Annotated in this window: 12 protein-coding genes; 7 read left to right on the top strand and 5 right to left on the bottom strand. The window is 67.8% G+C overall.

Features of this window, described 5'->3' with window-relative positions; all coding sequences use genetic code 11:
• Positions 1–46: 46 nt before the first annotated feature.
• Complete coding sequence (locus tag DMB86_RS04100) at positions 47–235, top strand: hypothetical protein (protein WP_113716667.1); 189 nt, start codon at positions 47–49, stop codon at positions 233–235.
• Here the strand turns inward: DMB86_RS04100 and DMB86_RS04105 are convergent.
• The 3 genes from DMB86_RS04105 to aceA all read right to left on the bottom strand — a co-directional run bounded on the left by DMB86_RS04105 (position 232) and on the right by aceA (position 4,331).
• On the bottom strand, positions 232–939 hold the full coding sequence (locus tag DMB86_RS04105) for a DsbA family oxidoreductase (protein WP_113716668.1): 708 nt from the start codon (positions 937–939) through the stop codon (positions 232–234). The two genes, DMB86_RS04100 and DMB86_RS04105, sit on opposite strands and share 4 nt — an antisense overlap.
• A gap of 302 nt (positions 940–1,241) precedes the next feature.
• On the bottom strand, positions 1,242–2,906 hold the full coding sequence (gene aceB, locus DMB86_RS04110) for a malate synthase A (RefSeq protein ID WP_113716669.1): 1,665 nt from the start codon (positions 2,904–2,906) through the stop codon (positions 1,242–1,244).
• 102 nt (positions 2,907–3,008) lie between these two features.
• The gene (gene aceA, locus DMB86_RS04115; protein WP_113716670.1) at positions 3,009–4,331 is read right to left on the bottom strand and encodes an isocitrate lyase; all 1,323 of its coding nucleotides are present in this window, start codon (positions 4,329–4,331) and stop codon (positions 3,009–3,011) included.
• A 149-nt stretch (positions 4,332–4,480) separates the two neighbouring features.
• Here aceA and DMB86_RS04120 point away from each other — a divergent pair, with 149 nt between their 5' ends.
• From DMB86_RS04120 to DMB86_RS04135, 4 genes are all read left to right on the top strand, one after another.
• The gene (locus DMB86_RS04120) at positions 4,481–5,977 is read left to right on the top strand and encodes a helix-turn-helix transcriptional regulator (protein WP_113716671.1); all 1,497 of its coding nucleotides are present in this window, start codon (positions 4,481–4,483) and stop codon (positions 5,975–5,977) included.
• A 212-nt stretch (positions 5,978–6,189) separates the two neighbouring features.
• A complete protein-coding gene (locus tag DMB86_RS04125; RefSeq protein ID WP_113716672.1) occupies positions 6,190–6,963 on the top strand; it encodes an SDR family oxidoreductase in 774 nt (257 codons plus the stop codon).
• A 36-nt stretch (positions 6,964–6,999) separates the two neighbouring features.
• Complete coding sequence (locus DMB86_RS04130; protein WP_113716673.1) at positions 7,000–8,289, top strand: acyl-CoA dehydrogenase family protein; 1,290 nt, start codon at positions 7,000–7,002, stop codon at positions 8,287–8,289.
• On the top strand, positions 8,286–9,368 hold the full coding sequence (locus DMB86_RS04135) for a phosphotransferase family protein (protein WP_227878589.1): 1,083 nt from the start codon (positions 8,286–8,288) through the stop codon (positions 9,366–9,368). Before DMB86_RS04130 ends, DMB86_RS04135 begins: the two co-directional genes overlap by 4 nt.
• On the opposite strand, the gene DMB86_RS04140 is transcribed toward DMB86_RS04135, so the two are convergent.
• Positions 9,365–10,171 carry a COG4705 family protein gene (locus DMB86_RS04140; protein ID WP_227878590.1) on the bottom strand — a complete coding sequence of 269 codons (807 nt, stop codon included), beginning with the start codon at positions 10,169–10,171 and terminating at the stop codon, positions 9,365–9,367. The two genes, DMB86_RS04135 and DMB86_RS04140, sit on opposite strands and share 4 nt — an antisense overlap.
• A 161-nt stretch (positions 10,172–10,332) precedes the next feature.
• On the opposite strand from DMB86_RS04140, the gene DMB86_RS04145 reads away from it, so the two are divergent.
• Both DMB86_RS04145 and DMB86_RS04150 read left to right on the top strand, forming a co-directional pair.
• Positions 10,333–11,403 (top strand): MBL fold metallo-hydrolase, encoded by a 1,071-nt coding sequence (locus DMB86_RS04145; protein WP_113716674.1) that lies wholly within the window; start codon positions 10,333–10,335, stop codon positions 11,401–11,403.
• Between the two features lie 2 nt (positions 11,404–11,405).
• A complete protein-coding gene (locus DMB86_RS04150; protein WP_113716675.1) occupies positions 11,406–12,743 on the top strand; it encodes an MFS transporter in 1,338 nt (445 codons plus the stop codon).
• A gap of 189 nt (positions 12,744–12,932) precedes the next feature.
• On the opposite strand, the gene DMB86_RS04155 is transcribed toward DMB86_RS04150, so the two are convergent.
• Positions 12,933–13,841, bottom strand: coding sequence for a LysR family transcriptional regulator (locus DMB86_RS04155; RefSeq protein ID WP_113716676.1), 909 nt, complete (start codon positions 13,839–13,841; stop codon positions 12,933–12,935).
• Positions 13,842–14,043 lie beyond the last annotated feature (202 nt).

A 14,043-nucleotide genomic window follows, 5' to 3' on the forward strand; every position in this document is an offset into this window, starting at 1 on the left:
CGGGTGCCGCCGTCGTCCATCCGGGCAGTCCATCAGGGAGGCACACATGACCAGAGACCCGGAGAACGTCGAGGTCCTGGTGCGCCTGCGCGAAGCCGACGGCACCCTCCGTGACCTGGCGCGAGTCCTTGGCGGCCAGGGCACCATGAACGTGCCGAGCTGGGACCCAACAGGACGGAAGATCGCAATCGTCGGCTACCCGCTTGAGGCGCAGCCGTCCGGGCCGCCGCGCTAGACGGCGCAGCCGTCCGGGCCGCACACCTCGCCGGCGTCCGAGCCCGCAGCAGCCACCATGGTCAGCGGGTTGGCTTCCTTCCAGGCCTCGTCGAGGGCCTGCGCAAACAGTTCGGACGGCTGGGCGCCGGAGATCCCGTACTTACGATCGATGACGAAGAAAGGGACGCCGCTGACGCCGAGCGCCCGGGCCTCGGCAAAGTCATGGCGGACGTCGTCGGCGTACTTGTCCGTGTCCAGCGCCTCGTTGATCTCGCCGGCGTCCAGGCCGGCGGCCGCTCCGGTACGGACCAGGAATTCGCGGCTGCCGATGTCCTCACCGTGCTCAAAGTGGGCTGAGAGCAGGGCTTCCTTGACGGCGTCGGCCTTCCCGTGTGCGGCAGCGAGGTGCAGCAGCTGGTGGGCGTTGAAGCTGTTGGCGACCACCACGCCGTCGAACTTGTAGTCCAGGCCCTCCCCGGCCGCCTGCTCGGTGACGTGGGCAAACATGCCCGCAACCTGGGCCGGGTCCATGCCCTTGCGCCCGGCCAGGTAGCTCAGCTCGGTGCCGTCGTAGTGCTCGGGGAGGGTGGGGTCCAGCTGGTAGCTGCGCCACTGCACCTCCACGGAATCCCTGTGCGGGAAGGCCTTCAGCGCGGTTTCAAAGCGGCGCTTGCCGATGTAGCACCACGGGCAGGCGACGTCGGACCAGATCTCAATCTTCATACTGGCGGCAACGGGCACCGCGCGGCCGTTATTCCGCGGACCCCCTAGACACCTCGTTGAAGTTCGAGATAACCACCTAACCAAGAGTTGAGGTTCGAGATAACGACGCCTCCGGGCCACCGCGGAGGCGTCGTTATCTCGAACCTCAAAAAGTACGACGGCGGTTGGCGGGTTTCCCATGAAACCCGCCAACCGCCGTCGTACTTTCTTAATGGTGCGGTATTAAGGCTGGCCCGCCGGAACCCGACCATCGGGCTGCAGTGGCGACGCATCCGGCGGGGCCAGCCAAACTTATGCGCTTCCTATGCGGCGGCCAACTCGCGCTTGCGGGACGTCTCCTGCGCGGGGGTTTCATGCAGGTAGTTGGCGTAGGCGGAGAGCGTCAGGAAGGTGGGGAACTCCTCGCCCAGGGCAACGGCCTCGAAGATCTCCAGGGCGTCGTCGAACCTGTCGGCGTCGAAGCGGGGCATCCTGGCGAACTCCTCTTCGAGCATTTCCTTCACCCAGTCGTAGGTAATGAGGTCGCCCTGTTCGGTGATGGCCTGGCTGTGGATCCACTGCCAGATCTGCGAGCGGGAGATTTCCGCGGTGGCGGCGTCCTCCATGAGGTTGTTCAGGGCGACAGCGCCGTGGCCCCGCAGCCAGGATTCGATGTACTGGATGCCTACCCAGATGTTGTCCCTGATGCCCTGTTCGGTGATGGTGCCCTGGGTGCCGGCCACATCCAGCAGGGCGCGGTCGTCCAGCTCCACGTCGTCGCGCAGGCGGCTGATCTGGTTCGGGTTCCAGCCCAGCATGTCGTCAAAGACCTCCATGGCCACGGGGACCAGGTCCGGGTGTGCCACCCAGGAGCCGTCGAAGCCGTCGTTGGCCTCGCGGGTCTTGTCCGCGCGGACCTTCTCCATGGCGTTGGCGTTGGCTTCCGGGTCGCGGCGGTTGGGGACGAAGGCGGACATGCCGCCGATGGCCATGGCGCCGCGGCGGTGGCAGGCGCGGACCAGCTGCTCGGTGTACGCGCGCATGAACGGCGCCGTCATGGTGATCTGGTTGCGGTCCGGGAGCACAAAGCGGGGTCCGCGGGTGCGGAAGTTCTTGATGACCGAGAACAGGTAGTCCCACCGGCCGGCGTTCAGGCCGGCGGCGTGGTCGCGCAGTTCGTAGAGGATCTCCTCCATCTCGAAGGCGGCCGTGATGGTTTCGATCAGGACCGTGGCGCGGATGGTGCCCTGCGGAATGCCGAGCAGGTCCTGGGCCTGGACGAAGATGTCGTTCCACAGCCGGGCTTCGAGGTGGTTTTCGATCTTCGGCAGGTAAAAGTACGGTCCCTTGCCCTGGGCGATCAGCCGGCGGGCGTTGTGGAAGAAGAACAAGCCGAAATCGACGATCCCGCCGGCCATCGGCTTGCCGTTGATGAGCAGGTGCTTTTCCGGCAGGTGCCAGCCGCGGGGGCGGACCACGATGGTGGGCAGCTCCTCCGCCGGGTTCAGGCGGTATTCCTTGCCTTCGGGCGTCGTGAAGTCGATGCGGCGTTCCAGCGCGTCGATAAGGTTCACCTGGCCGCGGATCACGTTGCCCCACGTGGGCGTCGAGGAGTCCTCCATGTCGGCCAGCCACACCTTGGCGCCGGAGTTCAAGGCGTTGATGGCCATCTTTGCATCGACGGGGCCGGTGATCTCTACGCGGCGGTCCTCCAGCCCGGGCGCCGGCGGGGCAACGCGCCAGCGCGGGTCCTCGCGGATGCCGGACGTCTCACGCAGGTAGCGGGGGTCGGTGCCGCTGAGGATCTGGCGGCGGCGGGTCTGGCGGGCCTGCAGCAGCTCCTGGCGGCGCGCCGTCGTCGAACGGTTCAGCGCGGCAATGAAGTCCAGTGCCTCGGGGGTCAGGATTTCCTCCTGGCGGTGGATGGGCGGCGCGGTGAGAGTGATGCCGTTAAACGTGAATCCGTTCAGGCTGTTTGTTGAGTTCATGGGATTTGCTCCAAGTCTGGTTCAACTGTGTTGCAGAAGGTGGACGAAATCCGGCGATTTCGGCGGAATCGGTCCAACATCTGCACCACAGACGGAAGGCTGTTAGTGGAACTGCTGGGCTTCGGTGGAGCCTGCCAGTGCGAGGGTGCCGCTGTTCGGGTTCAGGGCGCTCGCCACCAGGTCGAAGTAGCCTGTGCCCACTTCGCGCTGGTGCTTGGTTGCGGTGTAGCCGCGTTCTTCGGAGCCGAATTCGCGCTCCTGCAGGTCGACGTAGGCGCTCATCCCGTTGCGGGCGTAGCCGTGGGCGAGGTCGAACATCGAGTAGTTCAGGGCGTGGAAGCCAGCCAGGGTGATGAACTGGAACTTGAAGCCCATGGCGCCGAGCTCGCGTTGGAACTTGGCGATGGTGGCGTCGTCCAGGTGCTTTTTCCAGTTGAACGACGGTGAGCAGTTGTAGGCGAGCATCTGGTCGGGGAACTGTGCGTGGATGCCTTCGGCAAACTTCTTCGCGTGCTCCAGGTCCGGCGTGCCGGTTTCCATCCAGATGAGGTCGGCGTGCGGCGCGTAGGCCAGGCCGCGGGCAATGCACGGCTCGATCCCGTTGCGCACGGTATAAAAGCCCTCCGCGGTGCGCTCCCCGGTCAGGAACGGCTTGTCGCGCTCGTCGACGTCGGAGGTGATCAGGGTGGCTGCCTCGGCGTCCGTGCGGGCAACGATGACCGAGGGGACGCCGGCGACGTCGGCGGCGAGGCGTGCGGCGTTGAGCGTGCGGACGTGCTGTGCCGTGGGGATGAGGACCTTGCCGCCCAGGTGGCCGCACTTCTTTTCGCTGGCGAGCTGGTCTTCCCAGTGCACGCCGGCCGCACCCGAGGTGATCATCGACTTCATGAGCTCGTAGGCGTTCAGGGGACCGCCAAAGCCGGCCTCGGCGTCGGCCACGATCGGCACCAGCCAGTCCTCAACGCTCTGCTTGCCCTCGGAGAACTCGATCTGGTCGGCCCGCAGGAGCGCGTTGTTGATGCGGCGGACCACCTTCGGCACCGAGTCCACGGGGTAAAGGGACTGGTCCGGGTAGGTGTTGCCGTTGGAGTTGGCGTCGGCGGCAACCTGCCAGCCGGAAAGGTAGATCGCCTTCAGCCCGGCCTTGACCTGCTGGACGGCCTGGTTGCCGGTCAGGGCGCCGAGGGCGTTCGTGTAGCCTTCCGTGCCGGCGTTGCGCAGCTGGTCCCACAGCTTCTCGGACCCGCGGCGGGCCAGGGTGTGCTCCTCCTGGACCCGGCCGCGGAGCTTGACGACGTCGGCCGCGGGGTAGGAGCGTTCCACACCCTCCCAGCGGGGGTTGGCCGCCCACTCGAGTTCGAGGGCGGCGGCTGCCTCGGCGTTGGACTTTTCCGGCGTCTTTGCGGGTTCAAATGCTGCGCTCATGATGGTCGCTCCTTTGCGTTAGGTGGTTGAGCCTGTCGAGACCCGAGATCCACGTTCCTTCTTCGTGAAACCAACTATTCAGGGCTTTTCAAGGGCTTTCTAGGGGAAAGTGCTGGAAAGATTCGCACTTCTTCCCGTATTCTCAAGAAATGAACAATGCGAACTGGAACCTGGGCGACGGCACACCGCGAAACGGCCGCGGGGCCGAGCCGGACGGCGAGGTGGACCTGATCGCGCTGGGCCGCAGGGTGCGCCATCTGCGCAAGAAGCTGGGCATGACGCTTGATGACCTGAGCGCCAAGGTGGGCTCGGCGCCGTCGCAGTTGTCCTTGATTGAAAACGGGAAGCGGGAGCCCAAGCTGACGCTGCTTCAGCACCTGGCCGGGGCACTCCACGTCGGGCTTGACCAGCTACTCGGCTCCGAGCCGCCCAGCCGGCGGGCGGCCCTGGAAATCGAGCTGGAACGGGCCCAGCGCGGGCCCCTGTACCAGTCGCTGGGACTGCCCACGGTCCGCGTCAGCTCGCGGCTTTCCATGGAAATCCTGGAATCGCTCGTGGGGCTGCAGCATGAGCTTGAGCGGCGCCTGGATGAGCAGTCGGCCACGCCCGAGGAGGCGCGGCGGGCCAACTCCGAGCTGCGCGGCGAGATGAAGGCCCGGAACAACTACTACCCGGAGATCGAGCGCCAGGCCCAGGAGCTGCTGGAGAAGGTGGGCCATGACCGCGGCCCGCTGTCCCACCACGTGGCCGCGGACATTGCCGAGCACCTGGGATTTGACCTGCACTATGTGGGCGACCTGCCCCATTCCACCCGCTCGGTGACGGATTTGAAGAATCACCGAATTTACCTCACGCACGGCCAGCGCTCCGACCACGACCCGCGCTCCGTGCTCCTCCAGGCGCTGGGGCACTACGTCCTGGGGCACCAGACGCCGCGCGACTACGCGGATTTCCTCCGGCAGAGGGTCTACACGAACTACTTTGCGGCTGCCCTGCTCATGCCCGAGCACGCCACGGTGGACTTCCTGAAGGAGGCGAAGTCCGCCAAGGAGCTGGCCATCGAGGACATCCGCGATGCGTTTGCCGTGTCCTACGAGACGGCCGCGCACCGCTTCACCAACCTCGCCACCGAGCACTTGGGCATCACCACGCACTTCCAAAAGGTGCACGAATCCGGCATCATCCACAAGGCCTACGAGAACGACGGCGTGAACTTCCCCGCCGACCACACGGGCGCCATCGAGGGGCAGGCCGTGTGCCGGTTCTGGACGTCCCGCGCGGTGTTCGACGTGCCGGACAAGTTCCGCGCCTTCAACCAGTACACGGACACGGCCGCGGGCACGTACTGGTGCACGGCCCGCACGGAACGGCATTCCTCGGGGGAGTACTCGCTGAGCATCGGCGTGCCCTACGAACACGTGAAATGGTTCCGCGGGCGGGACACCACCGAGCGCTCGCAGTCCCGCTGTCCGGACCCGGACTGCTGCCGCCGGCCGCCCGCGGAGCTGTCCGCGCAGTGGGCCGGCCACGCCTGGCCGTCGACCCGGGCGAACTCGCACCTGCTCGCCGCGATGCCGCAGGGCGCCTTCCCGGGCGTGGACGAAACCGAGGTGTACACGTTCCTGGCCGCGCACCAGGGGCGGTGACCCGTCCCGCGCCCGGCCTGTGACCCGTCCCGCGCCCGGCCGGCAGTGAACCACGCGCCGGGCAGTGTTGTGCGCACGGGCGTTGCGGTCCGCTGCGCATAACAGGGCGGCCGGGCGGTGACGCGCCAGCAGGCCCCTTGACCTTGGCCGCGATCCAAAGCAAGCTGGCAAGTGTCCGTCCCGGCAGCTGTCCGGGCGGTGGAGAGGACAGCATGGGCGGCAACTGCCGGCGGTTGGAAGGCAAGACGGCCATCGTCACGGGCGCCAGCAGGGGGATCGGCCTGGCCATCGCCCGGCGGCTTGCCGACGAAGGGGCCAAGGTGGCCATCACCGCACGCGGGGCGGAACGGCTCAAGGAAGCCGCGTCAACGTTTGCCGCAGGCACCGCGATCACCTTTGCCGGGCACGCCGATGACCCGGCGCACCGCGCGGAGGTGCTGGACGGCGTCGTCCGTGTCTGGGGCGGCCTGGACATCCTGGTCAACAACGCCGGCATCAACCCCGCGTACGGCCCGCTGGAAGCCGCGGACATGGGCGCGGCGCGGAAAATCTTCGACGTCAACGTCCTCGCCACCCTCGCGTGGACGCAGGCCGTGCTGGCACATCCGGGGCTGGCGTTCCGGGAGCGCCGCGGCACTGTGGTGAATGTGTCCTCCGCCAGCGGCGAAGTCCCGGCCCCGGGCATCGGCCTGTACGGCATCAGCAAGGCCGCCGTCTCCCACCTGAGCCACACGCTGGCCATTGAACTGGCGCCGGAAATCCGCGTCAACGCCGTGGCGCCGGCCGTGGTCAAGACCAGCTTTGCCCGCGCCCTGTATGAAGGACGCGAGGATGAAGTGGCCGCCGCCTACCCCCTGAAGAGGCTCGGAACGCCCGACGACGTCGCCTCCGCCGTCGCCTTCCTCGCCTCCCCGGACGCCGGCTGGGTGACAGGACAGGTGCTCACACTCGACGGGGGCCTGCTCAACGCCGGCGGACTCGGCTAGACCCGGCGGACCCGGCCAGACCCTAAGGAGCAGCGCGTGACCAGCACAACGTATCCCGGTGTTTATCCGGAGCAGGTCGAGGAGCTGCGCCAGCGCACCCGCGAGTTCATCCGAGGCACTGTCATCCCGTTGGAGCCGCGCCCCGGGCAGGCGCTGAACCTGACCGTTCGGCGGGAACTGGGCGAGGCCGCCAGGGCCGCCGGCGTCTATGCACCGCACATGCCACGCGAGTTTGGCGGGCAGGGGCTGGCCCTGGAACATTGCTCGCCGGTGTTCCAGGAGGCGGGCTATTCCCCGATCGGGCCGGCCGCGCTGAACTGCATGGCACCGGACGAAGGCAACATGCACCTGCTCAACCTGCTCGGCACCCCGGACCAAAAGCGGCGCTACCTGGCACCCCTGGCTGCGGGGACGGTCAGCTCCTGCTTCGCCATGACGGAACCGCACCCCGGGGCGGGATCGGACCCGGCGGCACTGGCCACAACGGCCGTCCGGGACGGGCACCACTGGGTCATCACCGGCCACAAGCGCTTCACCAGCGGCGCCACCTTCGCCGGCTTCGCCATCGTCATGGCCCGCACGCCCGAATCGCCGGCGCCGGCCGGGGGTGCGCAGGCCGGGAAGGACGCCGGCGGTGCGACGGCCGGGGCCACCATGTTCCTAGTGCCCATGGACACGCCTGGGGTCCATGTCGGGGCGTCCATCCACACCACGGACAAGTACCTGCCCGGCGGCCACCCGCATGTGCACTTCGACGGCGTCCGGGTGCCCGAGAACGCCGTGCTGGGCAAGGCCGGCCTGGGCTTCGCGCACGCCCAGGCGCGGCTCGGCCCGGCGCGGCTGACCCATTGCATGCGGTGGCTGGGGCTGGCCCGCCGCGCCCTGGACATTGCCCTGGACCGCAGCAGCACCCGTGAAATCTTCGGCGCCCACATCTCGCAGCTGGGCATTGCGCAGGAGATGATCGCCGCGTCCGTGATCGACCTGGAGACCTCCGACGCCATCATCGGCAAGTGTGCCATGCTGCTCGGAATCGACGCGAAGGCCGGTTCCGCGCTGTCCTCCGTGGCGAAGGTGCACTGTTCCGAGGCCGTCTACCGTGTCATCGACCGGGCCGTGCAGCTGTGCGGGGGAGACGGCGTCTCCGACGGGCTCCCGCTGGCGCAGTACCTGAACGAGGTGCGCCCGTTCCGGATCTACGACGGCGCCACCGAGACCCACAAGTGGGCCATCGCCCGCCGCGCCTCCTCCGCCAGACGCCGCGAGGTGGAGGCCGGCGAACCTTTCCAGGGCGCGGCCCGCGTTGACGACGGGGAGCAGCAGTGACAGGCATCCAGGACGTGGCCCGGACGGCGGCCGAGGCGGAGCGGATGGACATCCCACCGCTGCTGGTGGTGGACCGGGTGGAGGAATACCTGGACGCGGCCGGGGTCGGCGCCGGGCCCCTGCACTGGCACCGCATAGGCGGGGGACAGTCCAACGTGACGTTCCGGATCAAAAGGCGGGGTGCCGACGTCGTCCTTCGGCGCGGACCGCGGCCGCCGCTGCCGCCGTCGACGCACGACATGGTCCGCGAGGCCCGCATCCAGCACCTGCTGGCGCCGCTGGGCATCCCCGTGCCCAAGATCCTCGCCGTCTGCGCGGACACCCACGTGCTGGGCGTGCCGTTCTACCTCATGAACTTCCTGGACGGCGACGTCGTCACCGACACCGTCCCGGCGCATCTGGACCCGCCCGGGCAGCGGCGTGAAACCAGCGAGGCCGTGGCGGACATGCTGGTGCGGCTGCATTCGCTGGATGTCAGCCGCGGCGGGATTGCCGAGATCGGGCGGCCGGAGGGCTACCTGGGCCGGCAGCTGAGGCGGTTTGCCGGCCTGTGGGAGCAGGGCGCCACGCGGGAGCTGCCGCAAGTGGGGCAGCTGGCGCGGTGGCTGGAGGCCAACCGGCCCGCGACGCAGCGGACCTCCCTGATCCACGGCGACTACCGGATGGGGAACCTGATGTTCCGGCGCTGCGGGCCTGTGCGGGTGCAGGCCGTGCTGGACTGGGAGATGGCGACACTGGGCGACCCGCTGGCGGACCTGGGGTACCTGACGGCCACCTACGCCCAGGCGGGATCGGCCGGGACCTTCATGGAACTGACCGCAGTGACGGCGCAGCCCGGCTACCTGACGCGGGAGGAACTGGCGCTGCGGTACAACCAGTCGTTCGGGCTGGACCTGTCGGCGCTGCCCTGGTACCAGGCGCTGGCGCTGTGGAAGGCCGCGATTTTCAGCGAGGCGATCTACACGCGCTGGAAGCAGGGCGAAAGGCGCGATGGCGGCCCCGGGCTGGGTGCCGTGCTGGAGTCCGGTGTGCCGCGGCTTTTGGACGCCGCCGAGGGGTTTGCGCAGCGGCTCGACTAAGCCTCCTGGACGCCGGCCCGCCTGCGCTGCTTGGCGGCCAGCACCGCCACGAGCACCGCGATGGCCGCGGCCCAGCCGATGCTGACCTGGGCGGTGCCCCAATCCAGGCCGCCGCGCTCATGGGAGACGCCCATCCAGTCGGCGAAGGACGCACCCAACGGGCGGGTGACGATGTAGGCCGCCCAGAACGCGGGGATGGCCCTCAGCCCAAACTTCCAGTACGCGAGCGCCGGAATGGCAATGACGACCGCGAACAGCACGCCGGATCCGAGATATCCGAGGTGCAGCGTGACGGCAGTGAGGTCCCCTGCCGCGGTACCCAAGGCAAAGGTGGCCAGCACGGCGGCCCAGTAAAACATTTCGCGCCGGGGCGTGTGGATGCTGTGGATGGACAGGTTCCGTTCCATGCGGTGCCACAGCAGGAACACTGCGGCCAGCACCGCGGCATAGAAAATGGTGGACACCAGGTAGGGGACGCCGAGGCCAACATGCAGCACGTCGGCCGCCATGGTGCCAAAGACGCTGACCATGGCCACGGCCAGCCAGTACACCCACGGTATGTACCGCTTCACGCAGAACTGCAGGGCAAGGGCTCCGGCAAAGCACAGTGCGCCGATGCCCACGGCAATCACGGGATCGAGGGTGTGGGCCAGGTAGTCGCTGGTGGTCTCGCCCATCCCGGTGGTCAGCACCTTGATGATCCAAAACAACGCCGTAATCTCCGGCACCTTAGACACCAGGGTGCGGGGCCGGGCGTCAACGGGGGCGGGCATGGTCCTATCCGGTGAAAAGTCCTCAAGCATGGTTGCATTCTCCAGCCGCCGGCTGGGAGGTTTCCGGGAACACGTGCCCGAACTTAAGCAAAACCGGTTTTGTTGCCTAGTTATAACCGTTTTTCAACTGCTGGGAATTGGCGCACGATGGGTGCTGGAAGTGATCCACGGCATAGTTGCAGGAGTAGCGCATGAACGGGCAGTCAACAGAGACCACACCGCGGGTGGTCACCCTCGGCACCGCCGGCGGGCCCCGGTGGTGGACCGGCGAAAACGCCGGGAAGCGCTCGGGGATCGCAACCGCCGTCGTCGTTGGCGGTGCCACCTACCTGGTGGACGCGGGGCACGGGGTGGGCCGGCAGATGATGCTGGCCGGTCTGCCCGTCAATTCGCTGCGCGGGATCTTCGTCACGCACCTGCACTCGGACCACACCATCGACCTGGGCTCGCTGGCCATCTTCGGCATGTTCACCTTCGGGCCCGACCAGCACGCGATCCACCTGGTCGGCCCCGGCGACCGCGGCGAACTGCCCCCGGTTTCCCCGCGCGCCACCGTGCCGCCGGCCCCCGTGTTCCCGGACAACCCGACCCCCGGCATCACCGGCATGTTCCACCACCTGATGGCCGCCTACGCGACCGACCTGAATGACAGGATCCTGGACAGTCTGCGGCCGTCGCCCTTTGACTACTTTGTGCCGCGGGACATCACCATCCCGAAGGAGGCGGGCTACTCGCCCAACGGCAACCCCACGCCGTCGGGCATGGAACCGTTTGAAATCTACTCCGACGAGCTGGTGACGGTCACGGCAACGCTGGTGGAGCACCCTCCCATAGCCCCGGCCTTCGCCTTCCGCTTCGACACCGCCGCCGGCTCCGTCACCATCTCCGGCGACACCGCGCCCTGCGAAAACCTGGTCCGGCTGGCCCGCGGCACCGACCTGCTGCTCCACGAGGCCATCGACTTCGACTGGGTCAACCGGACGTACGGAAGTTCCGCCAACGGCACCGGCCGCGCGTCGGCAGACCACCACCGCAAGTCGCACACCAGCGCCGCCGAGGCCGTGGCGCTGGCAACGCGGGCCGGCGCCAAGGCCCTGGCGCTGCACCATTTGGTACCAGGCACCACCCCGCTGTCAGTGTGGCAGGCGGCGGGGGAGGCCTTCCCCGGGGACTACCACGTCCCCGACGACCTGCAATCAATCCCCTTTGGCCAGACCACCGCAACGACGCGGATAATGGAAGAAATGGTGTCCTCGAGATGACAATGGAAACCCACACAAAGAGCTCCCCGACACGACGGCCCGCCAGGGAAGACAGCCTCAACACCACCGCCATGCGGCGGATCCTGGCCTCGAGTTTCATCGGCAGCGCCATCGAGTTCTATGACTTTGTGCTGTACGCAACGGCCGCCAGCCTGGTGTTCAACAAGGTCTTCTTCGCCAACGTCCCGCCCGCCGTGGGCCTGTTCGCGTCCTTCGGCACGCTCGCGGTGGGGTACGCCGCCCGCCCGCTCGGCGGCGCCATCTTTGGCCACTTCGGCGACCGGCTGGGCCGCAAAGGCTGCCTGATCGTCTCCATGGTCATGATGGGCGTGGGCACCACGGCCATCGGCCTGCTCCCCGGCACGGCCCAGATCGGCCTGACCGCCCCGGTGCTGCTGGTGGTGCTGCGGCTGGTCCAGGGCATCGCCGTCGGCGGCGAATGGGGCGGCGCCATGCTGGTGGCCCTCGAACACTCGCCGGCCAAGCGGCGCGGATTTGCCGCCAGCTTTGCCAACATGGGCGGGCCGGCCGGCGCGGTCATGGCCACCTTGATGGTGTCCGCGTTCAGCCTGATGCCGAAGGCGCAATTCCTCGCCTGGGGCTGGCGCGTGCCGTTCCTGGTCAGCCTGGCGCTGGTGGGCGTGGGCCTGGTGATCCGCCTGAAAGTCGCCGAGACCCCGCTGTTCCTGGAACTGGAGGAAAAGGCCGAAAAGAAGCGCGTGCCGCTGCTGGAGGTCTTCACCAAGTACCCCAAGAACCTCATCCTTGGCACCCTGGCCGGCATGAGCTCCTACACCGTGCAGGGCCTGATGACGGTCTGGGCCATCTCCTACGCCGTGGACCACGGCGTCAACCAGACCGGCGTGCTCAACGTCAAGGCCATCGGCGCCACGCTGACCATCGTGGGCATCTGGTTTGCGGCCCGGCTCAGCGACAAGTACGGCCGCCGGCCCGTGATGTTGGCGGGCATGATTGCCGGCGCGGTGCTGGCCTACCCGATCCTCTGGCTCCTGCAGACCCACACCCTGCTGGGCTTCGCGATTGGCCTGTTCCTCGCCAACGGCATCATCCAGGGCGTCATCTTCGGGCCGTTCGGTGCGTACGTGGCCGAACTCTTCCCCACACGCATCCGCTACACCGGCGCCTCGCTGACCTACCAGTCCTCCTCCACCTTGGGCGCCGGCTTTACGCCCCTGATCGCCAGCAGCCTGGTCCTGCTGGCAGGCGGTTCGCTCTGGCTGGTGGGCCTGGCGTGGGTGCTTGCCTTTGTGGTGGCCGCCGTCTGTGTGCTGGCGACCAAGGAAGGCCGGGACAGCGACCTCAGCGGGGACATGCGCTGACCGCGGTATGAAGTACGACGGCGGCCGGCCACCTCTCCCCTGGAACGTGGCCGGCCGCCGTCGTGCCGTCCCGCCCGTTCGCGGCCTCGCAAGCCTCGCGAGCCCGGCTTGGGCTATGGGAGCCTCTCTCATGGGACGCCCGGCGGGTGAGGTCACGCCGGCCAGGTTCACGTAAAACGCGCCAGCCTTTTATGGGCCGGCCGGTGGGGAATACGCGGCGCAGTAGTCGATGAGCGCCTGCAGCTTGCGGCTGGGCTTTTGCCGGGCCGGGTAGGCGAAGCAGATGTCGCTGTGGCCGATGGGGCCCTCGATGGGCAGGACGACCACAGGCAGGCCCTCGTAGCTGATGTCGTGGGGCGGGCGCTGGACCAGGACCGTGTAGCCCAATCCACGCGCCACCATGCCACGCACCGCCTCGAAGCTGGTGGACCGCCAGGCGATTTTGGGGTCCAGTCCGGACGCGCGCAGATTGGGCAGCTGGTTGTCGCGGACGGTGGGAATGTCCAGCAGGACCATGTCGTCGTCCGCCAGTTCAGCCAGCCGCACGCCCTTGCGTCCGGCCAAACGGTGCCCCGGACCGACCAATACGTAGGGCCGGCCGGCGCGGACAGCCTGGAACTCGGCGCCCTCAACGATGTGCCTGGTGTGGGTCAGGACGGCGTCGAGCCTGCCCTCGAGCATGTCCTGCTGAAGCCTCCGCGGCGGACCCTCGGTGATGGCGAGGGTGATGTGCGGATGGGCTGCGGCGAATCCGGCGGTGATGGGCGGCACCCAGAAGGCGGCCAGGGTGCTGTAGCAGCCGATGTCCAAGGAGCCGGCGAGGGTGCCGGGCGCCTCCACCGTGGTGGCCTGCAGCTCGTCCGCCTGACGCAACAGCATCCGTGCGTCGGAAAGGAACCGCCGCCCGGCACTGGTCAGCGTGATGCCCTTCGCCTTTTGCCGGACCGCCAGCTGCACGCCCAGCGCCTTTTCCAACTCCGTCAGGGCCAGTGACATCCCGGCCTGCGACACATGCGTGGCCTCTGCGGCAGCCCGGATGGATCCGTGGTCGGCGATCGCGACAAAGTGGAGTACCTGCCGCAAGGTGTAGCGAAACATGATGGAAGCCTACAGGCGGCGGCCCCGGCATGGGCAGCGGCCAGGATGACGAAACGGACATTTGAGGCTGATTTATCGGGATCAATTGTCCGAATCGTCATCCGCGGCCTTCCCGGTGTGCGTGGCCGCTGCCTTGCGTGAGCTGGCGCACTCGCCTTATGCTTAGTGTGCGTTATTAGAACCGTGTGTTCAAATAACGAAT

This window comes from Arthrobacter dokdonellae, from assembly GCF_003268655.1.
GTDB classification, from domain to species: Bacteria; Actinomycetota; Actinomycetes; order Actinomycetales; family Micrococcaceae; genus Specibacter; species Specibacter dokdonellae.